At 70.7% G+C, this 25803-nt stretch carries 16 protein-coding genes and 2 rRNA genes; 13 read left to right on the top strand and 5 right to left on the bottom strand.

All coding sequences use genetic code 11. The features are described from left to right. The first annotated feature begins 274 nt into the window (after positions 1 to 274). A 23S ribosomal RNA gene (locus KSK32_RS04830) occupies positions 275 to 3383 on the top strand. Positions 3384 to 3463: 80 nt separating this feature from the next. Further along, a 5S ribosomal RNA gene (gene rrf, locus KSK32_RS04825) occupies positions 3464 to 3580 on the top strand. Positions 3581 to 4129: 549 nt separating this feature from the next. On the opposite strand, the gene KSK32_RS04820 is transcribed toward rrf, so the two are convergent. Beyond that, the gene (locus KSK32_RS04820; RefSeq protein ID WP_216928859.1) at positions 4130 to 4807 is read right to left on the bottom strand and encodes a hypothetical protein; all 678 of its coding nucleotides are present in this window, start codon (positions 4805 to 4807) and stop codon (positions 4130 to 4132) included. A 70-nt stretch (positions 4808 to 4877) separates the two neighbouring features. Here KSK32_RS04820 and KSK32_RS04815 point away from each other — a divergent pair, with 70 nt between their 5' ends. The 3 genes from KSK32_RS04815 to KSK32_RS04805 all read left to right on the top strand — a co-directional run bounded on the left by KSK32_RS04815 (position 4878) and on the right by KSK32_RS04805 (position 9294). After that, on the top strand, positions 4878 to 7496 hold the full coding sequence (locus KSK32_RS04815) for a valine--tRNA ligase (RefSeq protein WP_216928856.1): 2619 nt from the start codon (positions 4878 to 4880) through the stop codon (positions 7494 to 7496). 68 nt (positions 7497 to 7564) lie between these two features. Continuing rightward, positions 7565 to 8836 (top strand): folylpolyglutamate synthase/dihydrofolate synthase family protein, encoded by a 1272-nt coding sequence (locus KSK32_RS04810; protein ID WP_254187518.1) that lies wholly within the window; start codon positions 7565 to 7567, stop codon positions 8834 to 8836. Next, positions 8833 to 9294: a DUF4233 domain-containing protein gene (locus KSK32_RS04805; protein WP_216928846.1), complete on the top strand. Its 462-nt coding sequence runs from the start codon at positions 8833 to 8835 to the stop codon at positions 9292 to 9294. The genes KSK32_RS04810 and KSK32_RS04805 overlap by 4 nt, the downstream gene beginning before the upstream one ends. A 72-nt stretch (positions 9295 to 9366) precedes the next feature. Here KSK32_RS04805 and KSK32_RS04800 read toward each other — a convergent pair whose 3' ends face one another. Next, on the bottom strand, positions 9367 to 10677 hold the full coding sequence (locus tag KSK32_RS04800; RefSeq protein ID WP_216928844.1) for a VOC family protein: 1311 nt from the start codon (positions 10675 to 10677) through the stop codon (positions 9367 to 9369). Between the two features lie 145 nt (positions 10678 to 10822). Between KSK32_RS04800 and ndk the strand changes: the two genes are divergently transcribed. Then, entirely contained in the window at positions 10823 to 11248 is a 426-nt protein-coding gene (ndk, locus tag KSK32_RS04795; RefSeq protein ID WP_216928842.1) for a nucleoside-diphosphate kinase, read from the top strand. A 36-nt stretch (positions 11249 to 11284) separates the two neighbouring features. On the opposite strand, the gene KSK32_RS04790 is transcribed toward ndk, so the two are convergent. Both KSK32_RS04790 and KSK32_RS04785 read right to left on the bottom strand, forming a co-directional pair. Then, a complete protein-coding gene (locus tag KSK32_RS04790; RefSeq protein ID WP_216928840.1) occupies positions 11285 to 12076 on the bottom strand; it encodes a hypothetical protein in 792 nt (263 codons plus the stop codon). A 63-nt stretch (positions 12077 to 12139) separates the two neighbouring features. Beyond that, positions 12140 to 12577 (bottom strand): carboxymuconolactone decarboxylase family protein, encoded by a 438-nt coding sequence (locus KSK32_RS04785; RefSeq protein ID WP_216928838.1) that lies wholly within the window; start codon positions 12575 to 12577, stop codon positions 12140 to 12142. Between the two features lie 479 nt (positions 12578 to 13056). On the opposite strand from KSK32_RS04785, the gene ileS reads away from it, so the two are divergent. Further along, on the top strand, positions 13057 to 16203 hold the full coding sequence (ileS, locus tag KSK32_RS04780) for an isoleucine--tRNA ligase (protein WP_216928836.1): 3147 nt from the start codon (positions 13057 to 13059) through the stop codon (positions 16201 to 16203). Positions 16204 to 16360: 157 nt separating this feature from the next. Continuing rightward, positions 16361 to 17053, top strand: a complete 693-nt coding sequence (locus KSK32_RS04775) for a 1-acyl-sn-glycerol-3-phosphate acyltransferase (protein ID WP_216928834.1) — start codon at positions 16361 to 16363, stop codon at positions 17051 to 17053. A 4-nt stretch (positions 17054 to 17057) separates the two neighbouring features. On the opposite strand, the gene KSK32_RS04770 is transcribed toward KSK32_RS04775, so the two are convergent. After that, positions 17058 to 18947: a hypothetical protein gene (locus tag KSK32_RS04770; RefSeq protein ID WP_216928832.1), complete on the bottom strand. Its 1890-nt coding sequence runs from the start codon at positions 18945 to 18947 to the stop codon at positions 17058 to 17060. A 207-nt stretch (positions 18948 to 19154) separates the two neighbouring features. On the opposite strand from KSK32_RS04770, the gene KSK32_RS04765 reads away from it, so the two are divergent. The 5 genes from KSK32_RS04765 to KSK32_RS04745 all read left to right on the top strand — a co-directional run bounded on the left by KSK32_RS04765 (position 19155) and on the right by KSK32_RS04745 (position 25710). Next, positions 19155 to 21140: a TIGR03960 family B12-binding radical SAM protein gene (locus KSK32_RS04765; RefSeq protein ID WP_216928830.1), complete on the top strand. Its 1986-nt coding sequence runs from the start codon at positions 19155 to 19157 to the stop codon at positions 21138 to 21140. 170 nt (positions 21141 to 21310) lie between these two features. Beyond that, a complete protein-coding gene (locus KSK32_RS04760) occupies positions 21311 to 21748 on the top strand; it encodes a hypothetical protein (protein WP_013288016.1) in 438 nt (145 codons plus the stop codon). Positions 21749 to 21761: 13 nt separating this feature from the next. Continuing rightward, on the top strand, positions 21762 to 23270 hold the full coding sequence (locus tag KSK32_RS04755; protein WP_216928828.1) for a hypothetical protein: 1509 nt from the start codon (positions 21762 to 21764) through the stop codon (positions 23268 to 23270). 10 nt (positions 23271 to 23280) lie between these two features. Further along, positions 23281 to 24693: a type VII secretion-associated serine protease mycosin gene (gene mycP / locus KSK32_RS04750; protein ID WP_216928826.1), complete on the top strand. Its 1413-nt coding sequence runs from the start codon at positions 23281 to 23283 to the stop codon at positions 24691 to 24693. A 297-nt stretch (positions 24694 to 24990) separates the two neighbouring features. Then, on the top strand, positions 24991 to 25710 hold the full coding sequence (locus KSK32_RS04745) for a TIGR03936 family radical SAM-associated protein (RefSeq protein ID WP_216935814.1): 720 nt from the start codon (positions 24991 to 24993) through the stop codon (positions 25708 to 25710). The last annotated feature ends 93 nt before the right edge of the window (positions 25711 to 25803 follow it).

Raw genomic sequence — 25803 nt, 5'->3', positions numbered from 1 at the left:
TTTCCTAGTACAGCCACTTCGGTGGTGGGAACGGGGTTCTGGTGCGGCTGGGGAGGGATGTAAGCACCCTGTTGGGTCCTGAAGGAACAACCCGAGTGGTTGTTGTTTCAGAGCCTTGAGATGCCCCTGTGGACGATGGTCCCGGGGGCGGAAGGCGCCAGGCGCGGCCTGGTCTCGCATACCGCCGGCGGAATGTCGGGTCTTTGGTGTGGGGCTGTGGGGTTGTGGGTTGGTTGTTTGTTGAGAATTGCACAGTGGACGCGAGCATCTTTGTGGTCAAGTTGTCAAGGGCGAACGGTGGATGCCTTGGCACCAGGAGCCGATGAAGGACGTGGGAGGCCGCGATAGGCCTGGGGGAGCTGTCAACCAAGCTGTGATCCCAGGGTGTCCGAATGGGGAAACCCGGCATCAGTCATGTGATGTCACCCGCACCTGAACACATAGGGTGTGTGGGGGGAACGCGGGGAAGTGAAACATCTCAGTACCCGTAGGAAGAGAAAACAAATAGTGATTCCGTGAGTAGTGGCGAGCGAAAGCGGATTGAGGCTAAACCGGCGGCGTGTGATACCTGTCAGGGGTTGCGTGGTCGGGGTTGTGGGACCCTGCTCAACAGACTGACATCTGTTGGAGAAGTTACAAAGCCAGTGGTTAGTCGAACAGTCTGGAATGGCTGACCGTAGACGGTGATAGTCCGGTAGGTGAAAGTCGCTGGTCTTCTGTGGGTGTTCCCGAGTAGCGGCGGACTCCTGAAATCTGCCGTGAATCTGCCAGGACCACCTGGTAAGCCTAAATACTTCCTGGTGACCGATAGCGGACGAGTACCGTGAGGGAATGGTGAAAAGTACCCCGGGAGGGGAGTGAAATAGTACCTGAAACCGTTCGCCTACAATCCGTCGGAGCCTTGCGGGGTGACGGCGTGCCTTTTGAAGAATGAGCCTGCGAGTTAGTGGCATGTGGCGAGGTTAACCCGTGTGGGGGAGCCGTAGCGAAAGCGAGTCTGAATAGGGCGTTTGAGTCGCATGCTCTAGACCCGAAGCGGAGTGATCTAGCCATGGGCAGGCTGAAGCGCGGGTAAGACCGCGTGGAGGGCCGAACCCACCAACGTTGAAAAGTTGGGGGATGACCTGTGGTTAGGGGTGAAAGGCCAATCAAACTCCGTGATAGCTGGTTCTCCCCGAAATGCATTTAGGTGCAGCGTCGCGTGTTTCTTGCCGGAGGTAGAGCACTGGATGGTCTAGGGGGCCCACAAGCTTACCGAAATCAGCCAAACTCCGAATGCCGGTAAGTGAGAGCGCGGCAGTGAGACTGCGGGGGATAAGCTTCGTAGTCGAGAGGGAAACAGCCCAGATCACCAGCTAAGGCCCCTAAGCGTGTGCTAAGTGGAAAAGGATGTGGGGTCGCATAGACAACCAGGAGGTTGGCTTAGAAGCAGCCACCCTTTAAAGAGTGCGTAATAGCTCACTGGTCAAGTGGTTCCGCGCCGACAATGTAGCGGGGCTCAAGCACACCGCCGAAGCTGTGGCATTCACACAATAACTTCGCCTGGCCTTGATGCCAGGTGCAGGTGTGTGGGTGGGTAGGGGAGCGTCGTGCCGGGGGTGAAGCAGCGGGGTGACCCAGTTGTGGACGCGGCACGAGTGAGAATGCAGGCATGAGTAGCGAAAGAAGGGTGAGAAACCCTTCCGCCGGATGACCAAGGGTTCCAGGGCCAGGCTAATCCGCCCTGGGTGAGTCGGGACCTAAGGCGAGGCCGAGAGGCGTAGTCGATGGACAACGGGTTGATATTCCCGTACCCGCGAAAGAGCGACCCTGACGAACCTCGTTGTGCTAACCACCCGAACCGCCGGAGGTCTTCGGACCGATGGTGGGGAGCGTGGGAACCTGACGGGTAGTAGTCAAGCGATGGGGTGACGCAGGAAGGTAGCTGATCCCGGCCGGTGGTTGTGCCGGGGTAAGCGTGTAGGCCGGCGTGTAGGCAAATCCGCACGCCATTGAGGCTGAGACGTGATGCCGAGCCGATTCAGGTGAAGTCAGTGATCCTATGCTGCCGAGAAAAGCCTCTAGCGAGTTCTGAGCGGCCCGTACCCCAAACCGACACAGGTGGTCAGGTAGAGAATACCGAGGCGATCGGGCGAACTGTGGTTAAGGAACTCGGCAAATTGCCCCCGTAACTTAGGGAGAAGGGGGGCCGGAGACGTGAAGCCCCGCGCGGGTGGAGCGTTGTATGGCCGCAGAGAGCAGGGGGAAGCGACTGTTTACTAAAAACACAGGTCCATGCGAAGAAGTAATTCGATGTATATGGACTGACGCCTGCCCGGTGCTGGAACGTTAAGGGGACCTGTTAGCCCGCAAGGGCGAAGCGGAGAACTTAAGCGCCAGTAAACGGCGGTGGTAACTATAACCATCCTAAGGTAGCGAAATTCCTTGTCGGGTAAGTTCCGACCTGCACGAATGGCGTAACGACTTCCCCACTGTCTCAACCACAGGCCCGGCGAAATTGCAGTACGAGTAAAGATGCTCGTTACGCGCGGCAGGACGGAAAGACCCCGGGACCTTTACTATAGCTTGACATTGGTATCTGAATTAGCTTGTGTAGGATAGGTGGGAGCCGGTGAAGTCCATACGCCAGTATGGGTGGAGGCAATCTTGAAATACCACTCTGGTTGATTTGGGTATCTAACTTCGGACCGTTATCCGGTTCAGGGACAGTGTCTGGTGGGTAGTTTAACTGGGGCGGTTGCCTCCTAAAGGGTAACGGAGGCGCCCAAAGGTTCCCTCAGCCTGGTTGGCAATCAGGTGTTGAGTGCAAGTGCACAAGGGAGCTTGACTGTGAGACTGACAGGTCGAGCAGGGACGAAAGTCGGGACTAGTGATCCGGCACTGGCATGTGGAAGCGGTGTCGCTCAACGGATAAAAGGTACCCCGGGGATAACAGGCTGATCTTCCCCAAGAGTCCATATCGACGGGATGGTTTGGCACCTCGATGTCGGCTCGTCGCATCCTGGGGCTGTAGCAGGTCCCAAGGGTTGGGCTGTTCGCCCATTAAAGCGGTACGCGAGCTGGGTTTAGAACGTCGTGAGACAGTTCGGTCCCTATCCGCCGTGCGCGTAGGATACTTGAGAAGGGCTGTCCCTAGTACGAGAGGACCGGGACGGACGAACCTCTGGTGTGCCAGTTGTCCCGCCAGGGGCACGGCTGGTTAGCTACGTTCGGAAGGGATAACCGCTGAAAGCATCTAAGCGGGAAGCTCGCTTCAAGATGAGGTATCCCACCCACATTTGTGGGGTAAGGCCCCCAGCTAGACGACTGGGTTGATAGGCCGGAAATGTAAGCCCGGTAACGGGTTCAGTTGACCGGTACTAATAGGCCGAGGACTTGACTACCAAGCTGCTACGCGTCCACTGTGCAACTCTGAACAAACCACCACCCACGTTTCATGGGTTGGTTGACATGTTCATAGAGTTACGGCGGTCATGGCGGAGGGGAAACGCCCGGCAACATTCCGAACCCGGAAGCTAAGCCCTCCAGCGCCGATGGTACTGCACTCGGGAGGGTGTGGGAGAGTAGGACACCGCCGGACAACCTTTCAATTCAGGGCCACCCCACACGGGTGGCCCTGAATTGCGTTCCCCCGGAAAACACCACCAGGTCAGCCGCAAAGCTGGCCCCGATCCGGGTAAGCGATGGACCGCCCATCTCATTGCCGGCACTGCACCGGCTAGCCGCACCGCCCGCCACTTCCCCGAGCTGGCGAACCGGCCCACCACTTCCCCGAAGTGGCGTCAACGGAGTACCCCGGACCTAGCCACTTCGCCGAACTGGTGTGCCGGCCACCAGTACGCCGTAGTGGCTGCAACGGAGCGCCCCGGATCAAGCCACTTCGCCGAACTGGTGAGTCGGCCACTTCGCCGAGCTGGTGAGTCGGCCCGCCACTTCCCCGATGTGGAGACAACGGAGTTCCGGTCTCCGGCCACCTCCCCCGAACAGGAAGGGCTGGGCGGCCATTACCCCGAAACCGGGGCATGGGAGGGGCAGGGGGTCACCGACACGGCGACGTGGCGGGGGCCGGGCAGGGCGTGTGTGGGCACCTCGGCGTACTGGCCGGGTGAGTGGGCGCCGAGGTCGCGGGTCAGCGGCTCTGGACGGACTCGCGGATGTCCCGGAACAGGGTCGCCGCGTCGTCGACCCGGCGGCCCGGGAACATGCCCATCACGACGCTGCCGTGGTCGGCCCACCCGCAGACCGCGAAGTCGCCGCCGTCGCCGCTCGTCGTACCGCACTTCATCACCCCACCCAGGCGGCCCGCGTCCACCTCGCGCAGCCCCGCCACCCGGCCGGTCTCGTCGGCCATCAGGCCGAACAGGGTGTCCAGGTCGCGTTCGGGCTGCCAGAGCAGCGTGGTGCCGCCGAACAGCAGCACCGAACGCTTGGTGTCCCCGAGGTCGGAGTAGACGGCGCCGAAGCCGCGGTCCAGCTCGATGTCGGCGGCCAGCCCGTCGCGCAGGTAGTCGGCGGTGCTCCGGGCCCGCTCGCTGTCGTCCCGCACCAGCCCGGCCACCTCGGCGGGCTGGTCGAGGGTTGTGTCCTTCTGCTGGAGTACCCGCCAGCCGCCCAGCCCGAGCGCGCCGGCGCCGGCCAGGCCGGCCGCGAGCAGAGCGGCCAGGACGATCTTCCGGCGCCGCGAGACGGGACGACGTTCGGGCTCCTGCGCGGGATCGCGGCGGCTCAGCTCGATCGGCTCTTCGGTCAGCTCGACCGGATCGGCACCCCCGTCGACCGGGCGCTCGGTGAGATGCGCGTCGGACATGACCGCCACCGTACGCGAATCACAGGTGGTGCACGTCGGGTCCCCGAAAGCGCTCCGTAGACTTTCGCAGGTGACCGAGAGACTGGATGCCCGACGCCCCGACGCCCCGACCCTCGCCGGCCAGTACCAGCCCGGCGAGGTAGAGCAGCGACGGTACGAGCAGTGGGTAGCCGGCGGGCACTTCCGGGCGTCGGCGGACAGCGAGAAGCCGCCGTTCACCATCGTCATCCCGCCCCCGAACGTCACCGGCTCGCTGCACATGGGGCACGCGTTCGAGCACACGCTCATGGACGCGCTCACCCGGCGCAAGAAGATGCAGGGGTACGAGGCGCTCTGGTTGCCCGGCATGGACCACGCCGGCATCGCCACCCAGAACCTGGTCGAGCGGCAGCTCGCCGGTGAGGGGCTGTCCCGGCACGACCTCGGGCGGGAGAAGTTCGTCGAGCGGGTCTGGCAGTGGAAGGCCGAGTCCGGCGGCGCGATCCTCGGCCAGATGCGCCGGCTCGGCGACGCGGTCGACTGGGACCGCGAGCGCTTCACCATGGACGAGGGTCTGTCCCGGGCCGTGCAGACCATGTTCAAGAAGCTCTTCGACGACGGGCTCATCTACCGGGCCAACCGGATCATCAACTGGTGCCCGCGCTGCCTCACCGCGCTGTCCGACATCGAGGTGGAGCACACCGACGACGAGGGCGAACTGGTCTCGATCCGCTACGGCGACGAGGTTGTGGTGGCGACCACCCGCGCGGAGACCATGCTCGGCGACACCGCGGTGGCCGTGCACCCGGACGACGAGCGCTACCGGCACCTGATCGGCACCGAGGTGGAGCTGCCGCTCACCGGCCGGCGGATCCCGATCGTCGCCGACGAGCACGTCGACCCGAGCTTCGGCACCGGCATGGTCAAGGTGACCCCGGCCCACGACCCGAACGACTTCGAGATCGGCCAGCGGCACGACCTGCCGTCGCTGACGATCATGGACGAGCGCGGCGTCATCACCGCGCCCGGCCCGTTCCAGGGCCTGGACCGCTACGAGGCCCGCCCGGCGATCGTCGCCGCGCTGCGTGAGCAGGGCCGGATCGTGGCCGAGAAGCGGCCGTACCTGCACGCGGTGGGGCACTGCTCGCGGTGCAAGACGACCGTCGAGCCGCGACTGTCGTTGCAGTGGTTCGTCAACACCGCGCCACTCGCCAAGGCCGCCGGCGACGCGGTGCGCGACGGCCGGGTGAAGATCGAGCCGGCCGAGCTGGCCAAGCGCTACTTCGCCTGGGTCGACAACATGCACGACTGGTGCATCTCCCGCCAGCTCTGGTGGGGCCACCGCATCCCCGTCTGGTACGGCCCGGACGGCGAGATCGTCTGCGTCGGCCCGGACGAGGAGCCGCCGTCCGGCGAGGGCTGGCGGCAGGACGAGGACGTCCTGGACACCTGGTTCTCCAGCGGGCTGTGGCCGTTCTCCACGCTCGGCTGGCCGGAGCGCACCCCGGACCTGGCGAAGTTCTACCCGACCAGCGTGCTGGTCACCGGCTACGACATCCTGTTCTTCTGGGTCGCCCGGATGATGATGTTCGGCCTGTACGCGATGGACGGCGTGCAGCCGTTCGACGTGGTGGCGCTGCACGGCATGGTCCGCGACGAGCACGGCAAGAAGATGTCGAAGTCGTTCGGCAACGTGGTCGACCCGCTGGACTGGATCGGCCGGTTCGGCGCCGACGCCACCCGGTTCACACTCGCCCGGGGCGCCAACCCCGGCCAGGACGTGCCGGTCAGCGAGGAGTGGTGCCAGGGCTCCCGCAACTTCTGCAACAAGCTCTGGAACGCCACCCGGTTCGCGCTGCTCAACGGCGCGCACACCGACGGGCCGCTGCCGGCCGCCGCTGACCTCTCCACCGTCGACAGGTGGATCCTGTCCCGGCTGGCGCACGTCACCGCCGAGGTCGACGAGCAGTTCGAGGCGTACGAGTTCGCGAAGGTCTGCGACCTGCTCTACCACTTCGCCTGGGACGACGTCTGCGACTGGTACGTGGAGCTGAGCAAGCCGGTGCTGGCCGAGGGCGGCCCCGCCGCCGACGCCACCCGCCGGGTGCTCGGGCACGTGCTGGACCAGCTCCTGCGGCTGCTGCACCCGGTCATCCCGTTCGTCACCGACGAGCTGTGGGCCGCACTCAGCGGCGGCGAGACCGTACTGGCCGCGTCTTGGCCGGTCGCCGACCGTACCCTGATCGACGACGCCGCGGAGGGCGAGGTCGCCACCCTCGCGCGGGTGGTGACCGAGGTCCGGCGGTTCCGCTCGGACCAGGGGCTGCGGCCGACCCAGCGGGTCGCCGCCCGCCTCGACGGCCTGGCCGGCGCGGGCATCGCGGCGCACGAGCCGCTGGTCCGCTCGCTGGCCCGGCTCGACGCGCCGGGTGACGACTTCCAGGCGAGCGCCACGCTGGCCATGCCCGGCGCGGTGAGCGTCGCGCTCGACACCCGCGGTTCGATCGACGTGGCCGCCGAGCGCGCCCGGCTCACCAAGGACCGGGCGGCCGCCGAGAAGGAGGCCACCCAGGCGCGGGCGAAGCTGGACAATCCGGCGTTCGTCGGCAAGGCGCCCGAGCCGGTGGTGGCGAAGATCCGCGAACGGCTGGCGGTGGCCGAGGCGGATCTGGTCCGGATCGACGCCGCCCTGGAGGCACTGCCCTCGTGAGCGACAGCACCGACCGCACCGCGTTCGCCGAGGTGGACGCCGCGCTCAACGCGCGCGGATTCACCCGGATGCACTTCGAGCTGGAGAAGATCGAGACCCTGCTCGACCTGCTGGGCAGCCCCCAGCGGGCGTACCCGTCGATCCACCTGACCGGCACCAACGGCAAGACCTCGACGGCCCGGATGATCGACTCGCTGCTGCGGGCGTTCGGGCTGCACACCGGCCGCTACACCAGCCCGCACCTGGAGACAGTCCGGGAGCGGATCAGCCTGGACGGCGAGCCGGTGAGCGAGGAGCGGTTCGTGTCCACGTACCGCGAGATCGCGCCGCTGGCCGAGCTGGTCGACCAGCGGTTCGCCGAGCCGCTGACGTACTTCGACATGACCACGGCACTGGCGTTCGCCACGTTCGCCGACGCCCCGGTCGACGTGGCGGTGGTGGAGGTCGGGCTCGGCGGCGCGGAGGACGCGACGAACGTGATCCAGGCCGGCGTCGCCGTGATCACCCCGATCGGGCTCGACCACACCGAGTGGCTCGGCGACACGATCGAGGACATCGCGCTGCACAAGGCGGGCATCATCCACCCCGGCGCCACTGTCATCGCGGCGGCGCAGGAGGAGGAGGCGGCCCGTCCGATCCTGGAGCGCTGCGCCGAGGTCAACGCCACCGTCGCGCGCGAGGGCGCCGAGTTCGGCGTGCTGCGCCGCGCGGTCGCGGTCGGCGGCCAGGTGCTGAGCATCCAGGGCCTGGGCGGGGTGTACGAGGAGATCTTCATCCCGCTGCACGGGGCGCATCAGGCACAGAACGCGGCGGTGGCGCTGGCTGCCGTGGAGGCGTTCCTCGGCGCCGGGGCCCGGCGGCAGCTCGACATCGAGGCGGTCCGTGAGGGCTTCGCCGCGACCAGTTCGCCGGGCCGGCTGGAGCGGGTGCGTACCGCACCGACGGTGCTGCTCGACGGCGCGCACAACCCGCACGGGATGGCCGCGACAGTCGCCGCCGTGCAGGAGGAGTTCGCGTTCAGCAAGCTCGTCGGCGTGCTGGCGGTGCTCGGCGACAAGGACGCGGCGAGCCTGCTCGAACTGCTCGAACCGGTGCTCGACTCGATCGTGCTGGCGGAGAACAGCTCGGCCCGGGCGATGCCGGTGGACGAGCTGGCCGCGCTGGCGCGGGAGATCTTCGGGCCGGAGCGGGTGCAGGTGGCCCGGGAGATGCCCGACGCCATCGAGGCGGCGGTGGCGGAGGCCGAGTCGGATGTGCCGGGCGAGCTGGCCGGAGTGGGCGTGCTGATCACCGGATCGGTCGTGACAGTGGCCGACGCCCGCCGGCTGCTCAAGCGATGACCGGCCCGCAGCAGCGCCCGACCGGCGCTGAGCAGCCGACGGGCCCGGAGCAGTCGACGGGTCCGGAGCAGCCGGCCGGCCCGGAACAGGCGGCCGGCTCGGAGCCGGTGGGTGGCGTGCGGCGGTCCGGGCTGCGGAACCCGGACAAGGCGGTACGCGGGCTCGGTGCCGGCACCATGTCGCTGGAGGCGCTGGTGCTGCTGCTGGCCATCCAGCCGATCCGGGTGGTCGGCGGTGACCTGAGCGGCGCGGCGATCGGCGCGATCGTCGCGCTGGCGGTCGCCTGCGTGGTGCTCGCCGGCATGATGCGCCGTCCGTGGGCGTGGCACGCCGGCACCGTCCTCCAGGGCCTGCTGCTGCTCTCCGGGCTGCTGCACTGGTCGCTGTTCGCGCTCGGTGTGATGTTCGCGCTGGTGTGGGCGTACGCGCTGCACGTGCGGCGGGTCATCCTCGGCTGAGCGCCGTCGCGCGGCTCCGCGTGTTAAGAAGGGCCCCTTCCTCTACCTGAGGCGTTAAGAGGGGGCCCTTCCTTACACCTGGGCGAGGGTGCGCCACTGCGTGAGCGCTACGCCGTGGCCGTCGGGGTCGCGGAAGGCAGCCGCCCACACCTCCAGTTTGGTGCCCCGGTTGACCACGCGCGGGGCGTACGTGAACCGGACACCGGAGTCGCGTAGCCGCTCGTACGCCCCCTGGATGTCGTCCACCTCCAGGTTGACGTGCACCAGGCGGCGGCTGATCGGGGCGGCGCCGGTCACCCGGCGCAGCACCAGCCGGGTCGGCCCGGAGGAGAGGACGGCGTTGCCCTCGCCCCGGTCCAGCTCGTCGAAGCCGAGTTCCCGGTAGAAGTCGAGGGACCGGTCCAGGTCGGTGACGAGCAGGGTGATGCCGACGCCGCTGATCGGGCTGGCCAGCTCGTCCGGCTCGGCCGCGCCGAAGATCGCCTCGTCCAGCTCCTCGGCGGTCGGCGGCGCGTCGGAGCGCCGCGGCGCGTCCGACGGGTCGTCCAGCGGCACGTCGATCGGGTCGGGCAGGGTGTCGGCCGGCCCGCTGTCGGCGAGCACGGTCTCGACCGGCACCGTTACGGCCGGCTCCTCGGCCGGCGAGCGGGGGGCCGGGGCGCGGCGGGGGAGCCGGCCGGGGCCGGCCGTCCGGTCGGCCCGTTCGACGAGCTGCCCCTCCAGCACCACCGGGCCGCCGGGGCTCTGGTGCAGCACCACCGGCTCGCGGTCCTCGGCCCGGGGCGGGACGTCGTCCAGGCACGGGTCCGGCGCGGGCGGGTAGTCGTCGCGGAAGTCGTCCTCCGGCGTGCGCCCGGCCCACGGCGGCGCCTCCTGTGCGATCAGCGGCTCGTCCAGCGGGTCCGGCTCGGCGGCGTACTCGGGCGGCAGGTCGGCGACCGCTGCGGCGCTCTCCGCGTGCGTGGGCACCTCGTCCCAGAGCACCCGGACGTGCCGCTGGTCGTCGAGCGCCACCCGGACCGGCAGCGCCTGGCCCAGCGAGGGCCACTTGGCGACCGGCACCCGAGGCTCGATGATCTTCTTGGATCTAGGCGGCAGCCCGGGCGCGTCGATGACCAGTTGCAGCTCGCACCGGCCGAACGCGTACTGGGTGGGTGGTTCGGAGGCGCTGTGCACGTGCCCCAGTCCGATCACCCAGGTGCGACCGCCCCCGCGTACCGTGGCCAGGGCGATCGCCAGCACCAGCAGCGCGACGCCGAGCGCCACGATGGCCCAGCTGGTCATGCCGAGCCCGAACACGGTCACGAAGGTGGCGACGGTGCCCAGCACCGCCCCGATCAGTTTGCGTACCGGCGCGATCGTGCGGTTCCCGCCATTCGCCACAGTGGACCTCCCAGGGGTTCCAGGGCCAGGCTAGGCCGCCGCGGCGGGCCAGGGAAGACGCAGCCGCCGCGCCGGCGCCGGGACCGGGTCGCTACGCTGACCGTACCCAGCCGAACCCCGTTTGAGTGCGCAGGAGGAAACCAGCGTGTCCAGCAGCAGCCCGGACGAGCGGTCGCTCGTACTGATCAAGCCCGACGCGGTGCGCCGCGGTCTGGTGGGCGAGATCCTGTCCCGTTTCGAGCGCAAGGGCCTGCGGATCGACGCGATGGTGAGCCGGACCATGGACGGCGGCTTCGCCGACCAGCACTACGCCGAGCACGTCGACAAGCCGTTCTACCCGCCGCTGAAGACGTTCATGACCAGCGGCCCGCTGGTGGCGCTCGTGCTCTCCGGCGACCAGGTGATCGAGGTGGTGCGCGCGATGATCGGCAGCACCGACGGTCGCAAGGCCGCCGCCGGTACCATCCGCGGTGACCTGTCGCTGTCGAACCGGGAGAACCTGGTGCACGCCTCCGACTCGGTGGACAGCGCCAAGCGCGAGATCGCGCTCTGGTTCCCCGAGCTGGCCTGAGCGGTTCCGGCGGCGGCCCCGGCCGCCGCCGGCCCGTCAGGGCGTCGGCGCGGGTGGCAGCGCGCCGAGCTCGCGCACGATCCGCTCCGCCAGGGCCACCGCCCGGGTACGCGCCTCCCCGGTGACCGCCTTCCGGTCACCGGGACGGGCCGGGCGGGCGCAGAGCACACTCGCCTCGACCAGGTAACCCCGGTGCCGGACGATGACCCGGGCGTGGCCCAGCAGCGGGTAGTGGCCGCCGGAGTCCAGGCGGTCGCTGTCGGCGGTGACTGTGGCGAGCACTCCGGTCGTGCCGGCCACCCGCACCGGAGCGCTGGCGCCCCGGTAGCCGATCACGCCGCTGTGCGGTTCGCCGAGCAGGTGCGTGGCGCCGCCGGTGCACGTCGTCCGGCGTACCGTCTCGAACGCCTGCTCGGCCGGCGGCGGCGTCGCGTCGGGCCGCAGGGCCGCGACCACCTGGACCCTGCCGATCACCTCCCCGCGCTGCCCGCCGCCGGAGTAGGCGGCGGGCTTCGTCTCGGCGCGGACGGTGAAGAAGGATCTGACGGTGACCGGGTCGCGGTATTTGCCGACCAGCGGCCTCGGCATGTCGCAGAGGCCGAGCTGCGCGCTCGCGTTCGCGGTCGACTCGGCGCGCACGACCGGGCCGAGACGCCCGGCGGCGCGGCGTACCACGGCCAGGACCGCCGGCCCGTCGTGTTCGGGCGCGGGCGACGCGCTGGGCGCCGGTGACGGCGACCCCGTCGCGGGCGCGACCGGCGCCTCGGCGCCGCAGCCGGCGAGCAGGGCCGCCGCCACCAGGGCGGCTGGGATCAGTCGGGCACGCACGTTTCCTCCCCCGTCGGCGTGTCACCGGCGACTGTAGAGGAACCGCGCGGCGCCCGGGGTGCACTACTCGGCCGGCGGCTGCGTCTGGCAGGTCACCGCGATCCGGTTCCACACGTTGATGGTGGCGATCGCCATCACCAGGTCCGCCAGCTCCTTCTCCGGCCACACCTTCGCCGCGGCGTCCCAGACGTCGTCCGGCACGCCGTGCTCGCCGAGCCGGGTCACCGCGTCGGTGAGGGCCAGCGCGGCCCGCTCCCGCTCGTCGAAGAACGGCGCCTCGCGCCACGCCGCGACCGCGAACAGCCGGCGGCTGTCCTCGCCGGCCGCCAGCGCGTCGCGGCTGTGCATGTCCACGCAGAACGCGCAGCCGTTGCGCATCGACGCCCGGAGCTTCACCAGCTCCAGCACGGTGTGGTCCACGTTCGCCCGGACGTACTTCTCCAGGCCCAGCACGGCCTGGAACGCCTCGGGTGCCACCGCCGCCATGTCCATCCGGCTCATCGCCGCCTCCTTGAGGTTCGGGTACGCGGACAGGACGGGACACGGCGGGCGCGGTGTGACGGCGCGGCGGTGTGACGGTGGCCATGCCGGGGCCGCCGGACCCCGTCCGGACTGCGTCGATCATGAGGTTGGCGGCGATGTCGATCTCGGATTCCGCCGTCAACCTCATGATCGACGCGGCAGCGCCCGGGGAGGGAGATAGTCGGAGGCGAAGCGGGTGGGAGGTCGAGTACGCTTGACGGGCACAGGCGACGACCCGGCCATCACCGGCGAGCCTCCGGAAGAACGGCCGGGTCACCGGCTCAGTAGAACCGGACGGGACGGCCCGTCACAGCCGGCCAACGAGCGGGCGGTCGCACCTCGGCCGCCAAGCGGGGTGGTACCGCGGGCCACGCCCGGGGCGCCGGTCACGGCGTACCGGACTCGGCTCGTCCTCGCAGACCACAGACGAGTGAGCTGCTGAGGGAGAGCGACAGGCGATGGCCTATCCGTTGCACGACCCGACCGGCGCCGGAGTCCCGGCGAGCCCGGACCTGCCCGCGGTCGAGCGCCGGGTGCTGGAGCACTGGACGGCCGACAAGACCTTCGAGGCGTCCGTCGAGGCCCGCGACGCCGGCCGGAACGGTGAGAACGAGTACGTCTTCTACGACGGCCCGCCGTTCGCCAACGGCCTGCCGCACTACGGCCACCTGTTCACCGGCTACGTCAAGGACGTGGTGCCGCGCTACCAGACCATGCGCGGGCGGCACGTCGAGCGCCGGTTCGGCTGGGACTGCCACGGCCTGCCCGCCGAGGTCGTCGCCGAGAAGCAGCTCGGCATCACCACCAAGGCGGAGATCCTCGACCTCGGCGTGGCCCGGTTCAACGACGCCTGCCGCACGTCGGTGCTGGAGTTCACCCACGACTGGGAGCGGTACGTCACCCGGCAGGCCCGCTGGGTCGACTTCGCCAACGACTACAAGACGCTCGACCTGGACTACATGGAAAGCGTCATGTGGGCCTTCAAGACCCTGCACGACAAGGGTCTGGTCTACGAGGGCTTCCGGGTGCTCGCGTACTGCTGGCGGTGCGAGACGCCGCTGTCGAACACCGAGACCCGGATGGACGACGTCTACCGGGACCGGCACGACCCGGCGCTCACCGTCTGGTTCGAGCTGACCGCCGACGAGAACGCGCCGGAGCCGCTGCGCGGGCCGGTCAAGCTCGGCGTCTGGACGACCACGCCGTGGACGCTGCCGTCGAACCTGGCACTCGCCGTCGGCCCCGACATCGAGTACGCGCTGCTGGAACGTGACGGCGAGCGCTACGTCGTCGGCGCCGCGCGCCTCGGCGCGTACGCCAAGGAGCTGGAGGGGTACGAGCAGGTCGGCACCGTGTACGGCCGCGACCTGGTCGGACGCCGCTACACGCCGCTCTACGACTTCCTGGTCGAGCCGGCCGGCCCGAACGCCTACCAGGTGCTCGGCGCGGACTTCGTCACCACCGAGGACGGCACCGGGATCGTCCACCTGGCGCCCGCCTTCGGTGAGGACGACCAGAACACCTGCAACGCCGCCGGCATCCCCACCGTCGTGACGGTGGACGACCACACCCGGTTCACCGCCCTGGTGCCGCCGTACCAGGGCGAGCAGGTCTTCGACGTGAACAAGCCGGTGATCCGGGAGCTGAAGGAGCGGGGGGTGGTGCTGCGGCAGGACACGTACACCCACTCGTACCCGCACTGCTGGCGCTGCGACACCCCGCTGGTCTACAAGGCGGTGTCGTCGTGGTTCGTCGCGGTGACCCAGTTCAAGGACCGGATGGTCGAGCTGAACCAGCAGATCAACTGGACGCCCGGCCACATCAAGGACGGTTCGTTCGGCAAGTGGCTGGCCAACGCCCGGGACTGGTCGATCAGCCGGAACCGGTTCTGGGGCTCGCCGATCCCGGTCTGGCGCTCCGACGACCCGAACTTCCCGCGAGTGGACGTCTACGGTTCGCTGGAGCAGATCGAGCGTGACTTCGGCGTACGCCTGACCGACCTGCACCGGCCGGCGGTGGACGACCTGGTCCGCCCCAACCCGGACGACCCGACCGGCAAGTCGATGATGCGCCGGGTGCCGGAGGTGCTGGACTGCTGGTTCGAGTCCGGCTCGATGCCGTTCGCCCAGGTGCACTACCCGTTCGAGAACCGCGAGTGGTTCGAGCACCACTACCCGGGTGACTTCATCGTGGAGTACATCGGGCAGACCCGCGGCTGGTTCTACACCATGCACGTGCTGGCCACCGCGCTGTTCGACCGGCCGGCGTTCCGCAACTGCCTGAGCCACGGCATCCTGCTCGGCTCGGACGGACGCAAGATGTCCAAGAGCCTGCGCAACTACCCGGACGTCTACCACGTGTTCGACTCGTACGGGTCGGACGCGATGCGGTGGATGCTGATGTCGTCGCCGGTGCTGCGCGGCGGCGACATGGCGGTCACCGAGTCGGGCATCCGGGACGCGGTGCGCCAGGTGCTGCTGCCGCTGTGGAACGTCTGGTACTTCTTCTCGCTGTACGCCAACGCCGACGGCCACACCGCGCGTCGTCGTACCGACTCGGCGAACGTGCTCGACCGGTACGTGCTGGCGAAGACGAACGAGCTGGTCGCGACCGTCGGCGCGCAGATGGACGCGTACGACATCTCCGGCGCGTGCGCCACCGTGCGGTCCTACCTGGACGCGCTGACGAACTGGTACGTGCGCCGGTCCCGGGACCGGTTCTGGGCCGGCGACGCGGACGCGTTCGACACGCTGTGGACCGTGCTGGAGACGCTGTGCCGGGTGGTGGCGCCGCTGGCGCCGCTGACCGCCGAGGAGATCTGGCGCGGGCTGACCGGCGAGCGGTCGGTCCACCTGACCGACTGGCCGTCCGCCGAGGAGTTCCCGGCCGACCACGAGCTGGTCTCCGCGATGGACAACGTCCGGGCGGTGGCCTCGGCGGCGCTGTCGCTGCGCAAGGCCAAGGGCCTGCGGGTACGGCTGCCGCTGGCGAGGCTGACAGTGGCGTCGCCCGTCGCCGCCCAGCTGCGGCCCTTCGCCGACCTGGTCGCCGACGAGGTCAACGTGAAGGAGGTCGTGCTCACCGGCGAGGTGTCCGCGTACTGCCAGCAGGTGCTCACAGTGGTGCCGCGGGCGCTCGGCCCGCGCGTCGGCAAGGCCGTCCAGCAGGTGATCAAGGCGGTCAAGGCGGGGGAGTGGGAGCTGCGCGACGGCGCCCCGGTCGCCGCCGGGGTCACGCTCGCCGAGGGCGAGTACGAGCTGCGCCTGGTCGCCGCCGACGCCGAACACTCCGCGCCGCTTCCCGGCGGCGAGGGAGTGGTCGTGCTGGACACCGAGGTCACGCCGGAACTCGCCGCTGAAGGGCTGGCCCGGGACGTGGTCCGGGTCGTGCAGCAGGCGCGCCGCGAGGCCGGGCTGGACGTCTCCGACCGGATCACGGTGGCCGTCTCCGCGTCCGAGGAGGTGCGCGCGGCAGTCGCCGCGTACACCGAGTTCGTGGCCCGGGAGGTGCTCGCCGACAGCGTCGACTTCGCCGAGGGCCTCGACGGCTTCACCGGCGAGGCCGGCGAGGGCGAGCGCGTGACCGTGACGGTCCGCAAGGTCTGATGTAAGGCGGGGGCCCTTCTTAACGCCTCAGGTAGAGAAAGGGCCCCCGCTTGACGCCCGCACCCAGCGAGTGGACTGCGGGCCACCCGCTCGGTGGCGGACGGCCGCGTCGGCTACCGTGACAGCGCCTGTTTCACGTACGACCGCCGGAGGACCCGTGCCCCTGCTCTACACCATCGGCAAGCTCACCGTGGCGCCCGCGCTCCGGTTGGCCTTCCGTCCGCACGTGGAGGGTTTGGAGCACATCCCGGCGACCGGCGGCGCGATCTTCGCCAGCAACCACCTCTCCGTCGCCGACGAACTGCTCCTCGGCACCGTGGTGCCCCGGCACCTGGCGTTCTGGGCCAAGTCGGAGTACTTCACGGGCACCGGGCTCAAGGGCGGCTTCTCCAAGTTCGTGCTCACCGGCCTGGGCGCGATCCCGGTCGAACGGGCCGGGGGCCGGGCCGCGCTCACCGCGTTCGACGCGGCGATCCCGGTGCTCAAGGCCGGTGACCTGGTCGCCGTCTACCCGGAGGGCACCCGTTCGCCGGACGGGCGGCTCTACCGTGGGCGTACCGGCACCGTCCGGCTGGCCATCGCCGCCGGTGTGCCGATCATCCCGGTCGGCGTGACCGGCACCGACAAGGCCCAGCCCATCGGTACGCGGATCCCGCGACCGGGCCGCGCCAAGATCACTATCAAGTTCGGCAAGCCGCTGGACTTCACCGGCCGTCCCGACGACCGCACGTCGCTGCGGGCGATGACCGACGAGATGATGGCCGAGATCCAGAAGCTCAGCGGCCAGGAGTACGTCCCGCGCTACGCCCCGAAGCGCGCCGACCAGACCGGCGGCGACCAGGCCGCCTGAGCGGTCAGGACTTCGGCACCACCACGCGCTGGCGCAGGTCGTCGAGGAGCCGCCCGCTGTCGTCCACCGAGAGCCGGGTGAACACGCCGGTGGTGAGGCTGCCGTGGTCGGCCGAGACGCAGACCACCACCGAGTCGCCGTCGGCCCGGCCGACGGCGCAGCGCTCGTAGCGTCCCCGTACGCCGGTGTCCACTGCCACCGACTCCTTCAGCGCGTAGTCGCCGGCGAGGCGGTCGATCTCCGACTTGGCGTCCGACTCCGGGCTGAGCCGCAGGCCGGTGCTGCCGAACAACGTCACCCGCTTGCCGTCGTTCGTGGTGTAGATGCCGGCGAACGTGTCCTCGGCGAGCAGGTTCGACTCGCGTACCCGGGATTTCAGTTCCTCGGCGGCGGCCCGGCTGCGCTGGTCCTGGCGCAGCCGCAGCGAGTCGATCTGGTCCGGGAGGGTGGCGCTGGCCGGGTACTGGCTGGAGACCGGCTGGATCCACCAGAGCGGGACGCCGCAGCAGCAGGCCACGGAGAGCAGCAGCACCCAGGGCCAGCGGCGCCGGCGCCGGGTCCGCTTGGGCGGCTGCTGCCAGCCCGGCGGCGGCGCGACAGGCGGCCCGGCTTTGCCCCGGCGCTGCTTCGGCGTCCGTCCGGGCTTCGCCGGCGGGGCGACGGGCGGCGGCGCGACGGGCGGCGGCGCGACGGGCCGGGCGGCCGGCGCACCCGGGTGGTGCGGCGGACTGTGCGGCGGCGACACCGGCCGGGCCGGTCCGGGGTACGGCGCGCTGGGCGGCGGCGACACCGGGCGTGCGGCGGGCAGCGCGGCATGGGCCGGTGGCGCCGGCTGCGGGGCGGGGTGGGCCGGTGGGTTCGGGTGAGCCGCCGGTGGCGCCGGGTGGGCCGGGTGGGGGTTGCCCGGCGCGGTCCAGGGCGCGGTGTAGGGCAGCGTCGGCGTCAGCGGCGGCAGCTCGGGGGCGTGCAGCTCCCAGCCGGTGGTGTCCACCCCGGCCCACGGGTCGACCGGCGTGGCGTGCTCCGGCGACGCGAGCGGCGGCACGGGCGTGGGCTCGGCTGACTCGCCCCAGGCGGGCCGTCGCGGCTGCGGTGGCGGGACGGCGGCGGAACCGCTCCAGCGGGGCGCCTCGGCCCGGGTCGGGTTCGGGGCGTTCTCCACGCGGGTCGGGTCCGGCGTGTTCCCGGCCCGGGTGGAGGCCGGGGCGTTCTCGACCTTCGTCGGATCCGGCGTGGCCGTGTCCGGGGGAGGCTGCGGCGCGAGGTCGATCCGGGTCGGATCCGGCCGGCGTCCGGTCCGCGGCGTGGGGACGGGCGTGGTGCGGCCGGGAACCGCTGCGGAGCCCCGCGCCCGGGTCGCCGGTACGGGCGGGGTGGCGTCGGTGCCGGCCGGCGTTCCGGCGTCGGCGGTCGGGGCCTCGCTGTCCGTGGGCGCGTCGGCCGACGTTCCGGCGTCGCCGGTGGGGGCGTCGACGGTCGTCGTGCTCGCCGGCGGGTGCGGGCTCGTGTCGTCGACGGAGGCGGTGTCGGCTGGGTCTACCGGTTCGGCCTGCTCGGACGATGCGGGGCGGTCCTCCGGCAGCGCCTGTTCGTGCTGCCACGCGGGTTCGGCCTGGTCCGACTGCTCACCGGGCTCGGCGCGGTGCGGCTGCTCGTCCGACGCGACGGCGGACGGCCGGCGCTGGGGCGTACCGTCGTGCGGTTTGCCGTCGGCGGCGCCGGACGGCTGCTCGGCGGAGGTCCGGTCGTCGGCGGCCTCCGGAGTGCCGGACGGCGACGCCGGAGCCGAGGCGCCGGTGGCGTCCTCGGTGTCGACGGCGGTCGCCGGCTCGGTGACGGACGGCATCTCGGCCCCGTCGGCCGGCCGGTCCGCCCCCGGCTGCGGCTGCGGCATCGCGGCTATCTCCTCTCGCGCCCGTTGCGAGGTTAGTACCGCACCGCCACCCAGGACGAATTCCGCCCCGGTGCCCGGCCCCACTCGGGTGATCAAGGAGTTCGTGTCCGGTGGGAGCGCCGGACAGCACACAAACTCCTTGATCAACACGGCGGACACGGGCGCGGGCGCGGGAGAAGGCGGGGGCACCGCGTACGCTTGGGCATCATGAGTGCCCCGTCCACGACCCCGCGTCCCGCCGCCGCCAACTCCGTCTGGCCCCGGCTGGAGCCGTTGCTGCCGCAGGTGACCAAGCCCATCCAGTACGTGGGTGGAGAGCTGGGAGCGGTGGTCAAGGACTGGGACGCCGCGACCGTCCGGTGGGCGCTGATGTATCCGGACGCGTACGAGGTGGGCCTGCCCAACCAGGGCGTGCAGATCCTGTACGAGGTGCTCAACGAGCTGCCCGACGTGCTCGCCGAGCGGACGTACGCGGTCTGGCCCGACCTGGAGAAGCTGATGCGCGCCCACAGCGTGCCGCAGTTCACCGTCGACGCCCACCGCCCGGTCCGCGACTTCGACGTGTTCGGCGTCTCCTTCTCCACCGAGCTGGGCTACACCAACCTGCTCACCGCGATCGACCTCGCGGGCATCCCGCTGCTCGCCGCCGACCGCACCGACGCCGATCCGGTGATCGTGGCCGGCGGGCACGCCGCGTTCAACCCGGAGCCGATCGCCGACTTCGTCGACGCCGCGGTGCTCGGCGACGGCGAGGAGGCGGTGCTGGAGATCACCGCCATCGTCCGGGAGTGGAAGGCGGAGGGCTCCCCGGGCGGCCGGGACGAGCTGCTGCTGCGGCTGGCCCGGACCGAGAGCGTCTACGTGCCGCGCTTCTACGACGTCGACTACCTGCCGGACGGCCGGATCCAGCGGGTCGTGCCGAACCGCCCGGACGTGCCGTTCCGGGTGCACAAGCGCACGACGATGGACCTGGACGCCTGGCCGTACCCGAAGAAGCCCCTGGTCCCGCTCGCCGAGACGGTGCATGAGCGGTACGCGGTGGAGATCTTCCGGGGCTGCACCCGCGGCTGCCGGTTCTGCCAGGCCGGCATGATCACCCGCCCGGTGCGGGAGCGCTCGATCACCACGGTCGGCCAGATGGTCAAGGAAGGGCTGGAGTTCTCCGGCTTCCACGAGGTCGGCCTGCTGTCGCTGTCGTCGGCCGACCACTCGGAGATCGGCGACATGTGCTCCGGCCTGGCCGAGCAGTACGCGGGCACCAACGTCTCGCTGTCGCTGCCGTCGACCCGGGTGGACGCGTTCAACATCGACCTGGCCCAGGAGCTGTCCCGCAACGGGCGGCGGACCGGTCTGACCTTCGCGCCCGAGGGCGGGTCGGAGCGGATCCGCAAGGTGATCAACAAGATGGTGTCGAAGGAAGACCTCATCCGTACGGTGGTCACCGCGTACTCCAACGGCTGGCGGCAGGTGAAGCTCTACTTCATGTGCGGCCTGCCCACCGAGACCGACGAGGACGTCCTGGAGATCGCCGACATGGCGCACGAGGTGATCCGGGCCGGCCGGGCGGCCACCGGATCCAAGGACATCCGCTGCACGGTCTCCATCGGCGGGTTCGTGCCGAAGCCGCACACCCCGTTCCAGTGGGCCTCGATGGAGCGGCCGGAGGTCATCGACGGCCGGCTCAAGCTGCTCAAGCAGGCGATCAACAGCGACCGCTCGCTGGGCCGGGCGATCGGCTTCCGCTACCACGACGGCGAGCCGTCGCTGATCGAGGGCCTGCTGTCCCGGGGCGACCGCCGGGTCGGCGCGGTGATCCGCAAGGTCTGGGAGAGCAGCGGCCGGTTCGACGGCTGGAGCGAGCACTTCTCGTACCAGCGGTGGGTGGACGCCGCCGCCGAGGTGCTGCCGGCGTACGGCGTGGACCTCGACTGGTACACCACCCGGCAGCGCGAGGAACTGGAGGTCCTGCCCTGGGACCACCTCGACTCCGGCCTGGACAAGGACTGGCTCTGGCAGGACTGGCAGGACTCGCTGTCGGAGTACGAGCAGGACGACTGCCGCTGGACCCCCTGCTTCGACTGCGGTGTCTGCCCGTCCATGGACACCGAGATCCAGATCGGCCCGACCGGCCGCAAGCTGCTGCCGCTCACTCCGGTCAACGGACTGAAGCTGCCCGCCGCCGCTCAGGGCTGAGGCCGCCCGCACCCACCGGAGCGCGGGAACCCGATCGGGTTCCCGCGCTCCGCCGTCTTCCCCCGGTGACCACCGCGGTACGCGGGGTGGGGGTGCCCCGACTGGTTCTTCCTCGATACGCTGCGTCCGTAATGGACCGGCCGGGGCCGGTAGCGGGGAGGACAGTCAGGATGGGCATCAATCCGCCGGACACCGGCGATCTGCACGTCAGCGTCGAGGACCTGGATGCGGCGGCCGAGTACATCGAGCGCCTCAAGCAGTACGTCGAGGACACCATCTCCTGGGAGATGGAGCGCATCAAGGAGCGGATGAAGGGCGACAGCGGCAACGCGCAGACGGTGCCCAACGGCACGCCGTTCGGCGCGTACGAGGACGCCCGGATGCAGTGGCAGGCGCTGACCACGTCCACGGCCAGCATGGAGGCTCACCTCAAGGCCATCTCCATGAAGCTGGCCGGCCTGAAGCAGGGCACACAGGACATCGCCAAGGCGTTCCGCGACGCCGAGGCCCGCAACGCGGCCAACGGCAAGGACATCGAGCGGCTGCTGGAGTCCGCGGCCCCGCCGCCGGACGCCGGGCAGCAGCCCACCTACCCGTACACGGCCTGAGGGGGAGACGGTCATGGCAGGAGGCACCTGGGAGCGCTGCGTCCGTGAGGTGACGCTCTCGGCGGACCCGGAAACCGTCGGATCGGTCGGCGCGGGCTGGAAGAACCTCTCCACCGCGCTCGGCCACCTGCGCGACTCGCTCGTCGGTCGCTCGTTCGTCGGCCCGATCGCGGCGGGGCAGGAGCGCCCGCACACCGGCGGCCTCCCCGGGATGCTCGCCGGCTGGAAGGGCAGCGGCGGCGACGCGTACCGCGAGCACCTCGGCGACATCGGCAAGCAGATCGAGGAACTCATCACGCACGCCAGCAACGTCAGTGGCGCGCTGACGCGGATCGAGGGTGACATCCGTACGGCGGTGGCGAGCATTCCGATCCCGCTGATGGACAACTTCGGCTGGAACGAGTGGAGCCTGCCCGGCGGCACCGAGCTGGACGACGCGCGCGACGGTGAGAGCCAGTCCGGCTTCCTCACCGCCCTGCGCAGCGACTACCAGGGCAACCAGGCGCTTTACGCCGACGGCGCGTTCCGCGACAAGGCCGACGACCTCGAAGCCACCATGAAGGTCGACGGCAACGCCAGCGACCAGAAGCGCGGCGGCTGGTGGGACACCAAGTCGCACCTCGACAACTGGTACAACGACAACCAGAAGGCGGCCAACGCGGCGATGTCGCCGTTGCCGGCCGCGGTCGAGGCCGAGCGCCCCAAGCTGGCCGTACCCCGCCCCACGGACAGCGAGCTGGGCGACGGCTACCGCGGCGACCCGCGGGTTCCCCCGACGGGTGTGCCCGGCGGCGGCCTGCCCGGTGGCGGCGCGCCCGGAGGCATGCCCGGTGGCGGCATGCCCGGCGGTGGCGGCCCCATGCCGTCCATCGGCAGCACCGGCATCCCAGGCGGAGGCGCGCCGGGTGGTGGTTCGTTCACGCCACCGAGCACCGGTGTGCCAGGCGGTGGCATCCCCGGCGGCGGCTCCTACACCCCGCCGACCACCGGGGGGATCCCCGAGCTCGGTGGTGCCCCCGGCTCGGGCACCCCGGAGTACGGCAGTGGTCTGGCCGGCGCGGGCGGGCCCGGCACGATCACCGCCGGTGGACCGGGCACGCTCGGTCTGGGTGGCGGCGGTGGCGCGGGCGGACTGAGCGCCGGTGGCGGCGGCTTCGGCGGCGGGGCCGGCCTGGGCTCGGCCGGCGGACTCGGCGGCGGCGGGATCGGCGGCGGCGGGATCGGCGCGGCAGGCGGCATGGCCATGGGCGGCCTGCCCGGCATGGTCGGCGGCGGCAACGGCAAGGTTCCGCCACTGACCAGCGCGGCCAGCGCGCTGAAGGCCGCGGCCGCGGCGGGACCGGGCGGTGCGGGCGGCGCGCGTGGCGGGATCGCCGGCGCCGGGATGATGGGCGGCGGAATGATGGGCGGTCACGGCAGCGCCGGTCACGGCGGCGACGCGGCGGGCCACTCGTCATGGTTGACTGAGGACGACGATCCGTGGGGCGCCGGTGACGGTGCGTCTCCGGGCATCCTGCGATGAGGACAGACGGATGAAGGTGCACGTCGGCGCGCTCCGGCCGGTGGCGGCCGGTCTGCTTGCCGGACTGATGCTGCTGGGTGCCGCCCAGCCGGCGGTCGCCGCGCCGCGGCGCGCCGAGCAGTGGTATCTGGACGAGCTGCGGATCGACCGGGCGCATCAGGTCTCCACCGGGCGGGGCGTCGTCGTCGGCGTGCTGGACACCGGCGTCGACGCCGGGCACCCCGACATGCGGGGCCGGGTCCTGGCCGGGGGCAGCACCCGCGACTCCGGCGACGGCCAGCGCGACCCGGACGGCCACGGCACCCACATGGCCGGGATCATCGCGGCCAACGGGACCGGGGTGGTCGGCATCGCGCCCGACGCCCGGATCCTGCCCATCCGCAAGCCCGTCGGCGCGGCGGCCACCAAGGACGACTCCGCGACCGGCATCCGGATGGCTGTCGACGGCGGGGCGAAGGTGCTCAACCTGTCGTACGGCGGCGCCGGGCCGGTGGAGGAGGTCGAGGAGGCCGCGATCCGGTACGCGCTGGAGCGCGATGTGGTCGTGGTGGCCGCGGCCGGCAACGTCCGGCAGGCCGGCCCGGACGTCGTCTCACCCGCCAAGATCCCCGGCGTGATCGCGGTGACCGGCACGGTCCGGGGCGGGGGTTTCTGGTCCGGATCGGCCCAGGGCCCGGAAGCGGTGATCGCCGCGCCCGGCGACGAGGTCTACAACATCGGCCCGGATCGGGGCTACGGCTGGGGTGACGGCACCTCCGACGCCGCGGCCGTCGTCTCCGGCGTCGCGGCGCTGATCCGGTCGAAGTACCCGAGGCTCTCCGCGTCGGACGTGATCAACCGGATGATCCGTACCGCCCGGGACGCCGGCCCGCCCGGCCGCGACCCGCGGTTCGGCTTCGGCCGGATCGACCCGGTGGCGGCGCTCACCGCCGACGTGCCGTCGGTGTCGGCGAACCCGCTGCTCGGGGCCGCCGCGCCGAGCGCGTCCGCGCCGCCGGCCGCCGCCGAGGACGACAACTTCGACGTGACGAAGTACGGCGACCGGGGCGGCCCCACCGACCAGCAGGTCATGGTGATCGGCATCGGCATCGCCGTGGCGCTCGTGGTGCTGCTGGCGCTCGTGGTGTTCCTGATCTGGAACCGTCGCCGTCACCGGCGCGAGCTGGCCGAGGCCGGCTCGATCCCGGGCGAGGCGCTGGACCGGATGGACGGCGGTGGGCACGGCCCGCCGGTACCCGCCGGTCACGCGGCGGCCCCGCCGCCCGGCTACGGCCCACCCGGCGGCTACCCGCCACCCGGAGCACACCCCCAGCCGGGCGGATACCCCCAGCCAGGCGCGGACGCCTACCCGCCCCAGGGCCAGGCCCGCCACACCTCACCTGGGCAGAGCCCGTACGCCCCACCCGGCGACACCCGCCCCTGACCCGCACGCCTCCCATTCCCGCACCCGCGCCCACCCGCGCACCCCAACCTGACGATCATGAAGTTGACGGTGAAGTCGATCTTCGATCGTGCCGCCAACTTCATGATCGCGGGGTGAGGCGGGTGGGGTGGAGCGGTGGTTTGTCGGGGTTTGGGGTGGGTGGGATGGCCCCGGGTGTGGGGCGCGGCGGGTGCTGCGTCAGGATGAGACAGATACGCAGGCACAGCCGAGGAGCTCACGATCGCCAGAAAGCCTCAACCCGAGGGCGGCCAGGCCCCCGTCGTCCAGCGGGTCCGTATCCGGTACGCCAAGCGTGGGCCGCTGCGCTTCACCTCGCACCGCGACTTCGCGCGGGCCTTCGAGCGCGCGCTGCGCCGGGCCGGCGTGCCGATCGCCTTCTCTCAGGGGTTCACCCCGCACCCGAAGATCTCGTACGCCTCGGCTGCCCCGACGGGAGTGGCGAGCGAGGCCGAGTACCTGGAGATCGGGCTCCGTGAGCCGGTCGACCCGGCAGGGCTGCGTGAGGCGCTCGACGCCGCGCTCTCGCCCGGACTCGACGTGCTCGACGCGGTGGAGGCCACCGGCGGCAGCCTGGCGGACCGGATCGAGGCGTCGTACTGGCGGATCGAGCTGCCCGAGGTCGATCCGAAGGTGCTCGCGGAGGCTGTGGCGGCCTTCACCGCCGCCGAGGAGATCCAGGTCGAGCGGATGACCAAGCAGGGGCGGCGTACGTTCGACGCCCGCGCGGCAGTGGCGTCGATCGATGCCATGGCTCCGGCTGAGACGCCTTCCGGGGCGGCGGCCGTACCGTGTGCGATACTCGAACTGGTCGTGCGGCAGGTCACCCCGTCCGTTCGGCCCGATGACGTCCTGTCCGGCCTCCGCGCGGTGGCCGCCCTGGAGCCGCCGGTCACCCCGAAGGTGATCCGGCTGGCGCAGGGCACGCTGACCGCGCAGGGCGAGATCGTCGATCCGTTGGAAGCGGATCGCGACGGGGCAACCATCGGAGAGCGTTGACCGTCGGTCAACGCTCTGGCAGGCAGACTTCGGCGGTCGCGCGTTTGCGCGCCCGGCGGAAACACCTTTGCGGCAACCCTGCGTGGCAGCGCT

It is taken from the genome of Micromonospora sp. WMMB482 (genome assembly GCF_019038635.1).
Lineage (GTDB): Bacteria > Actinomycetota > Actinomycetes > Mycobacteriales > Micromonosporaceae > Micromonospora > Micromonospora marina.
Note: the sequence above shows the minus strand (reverse complement) of the source record. Positions and strands in the feature narration are given on the sequence as shown.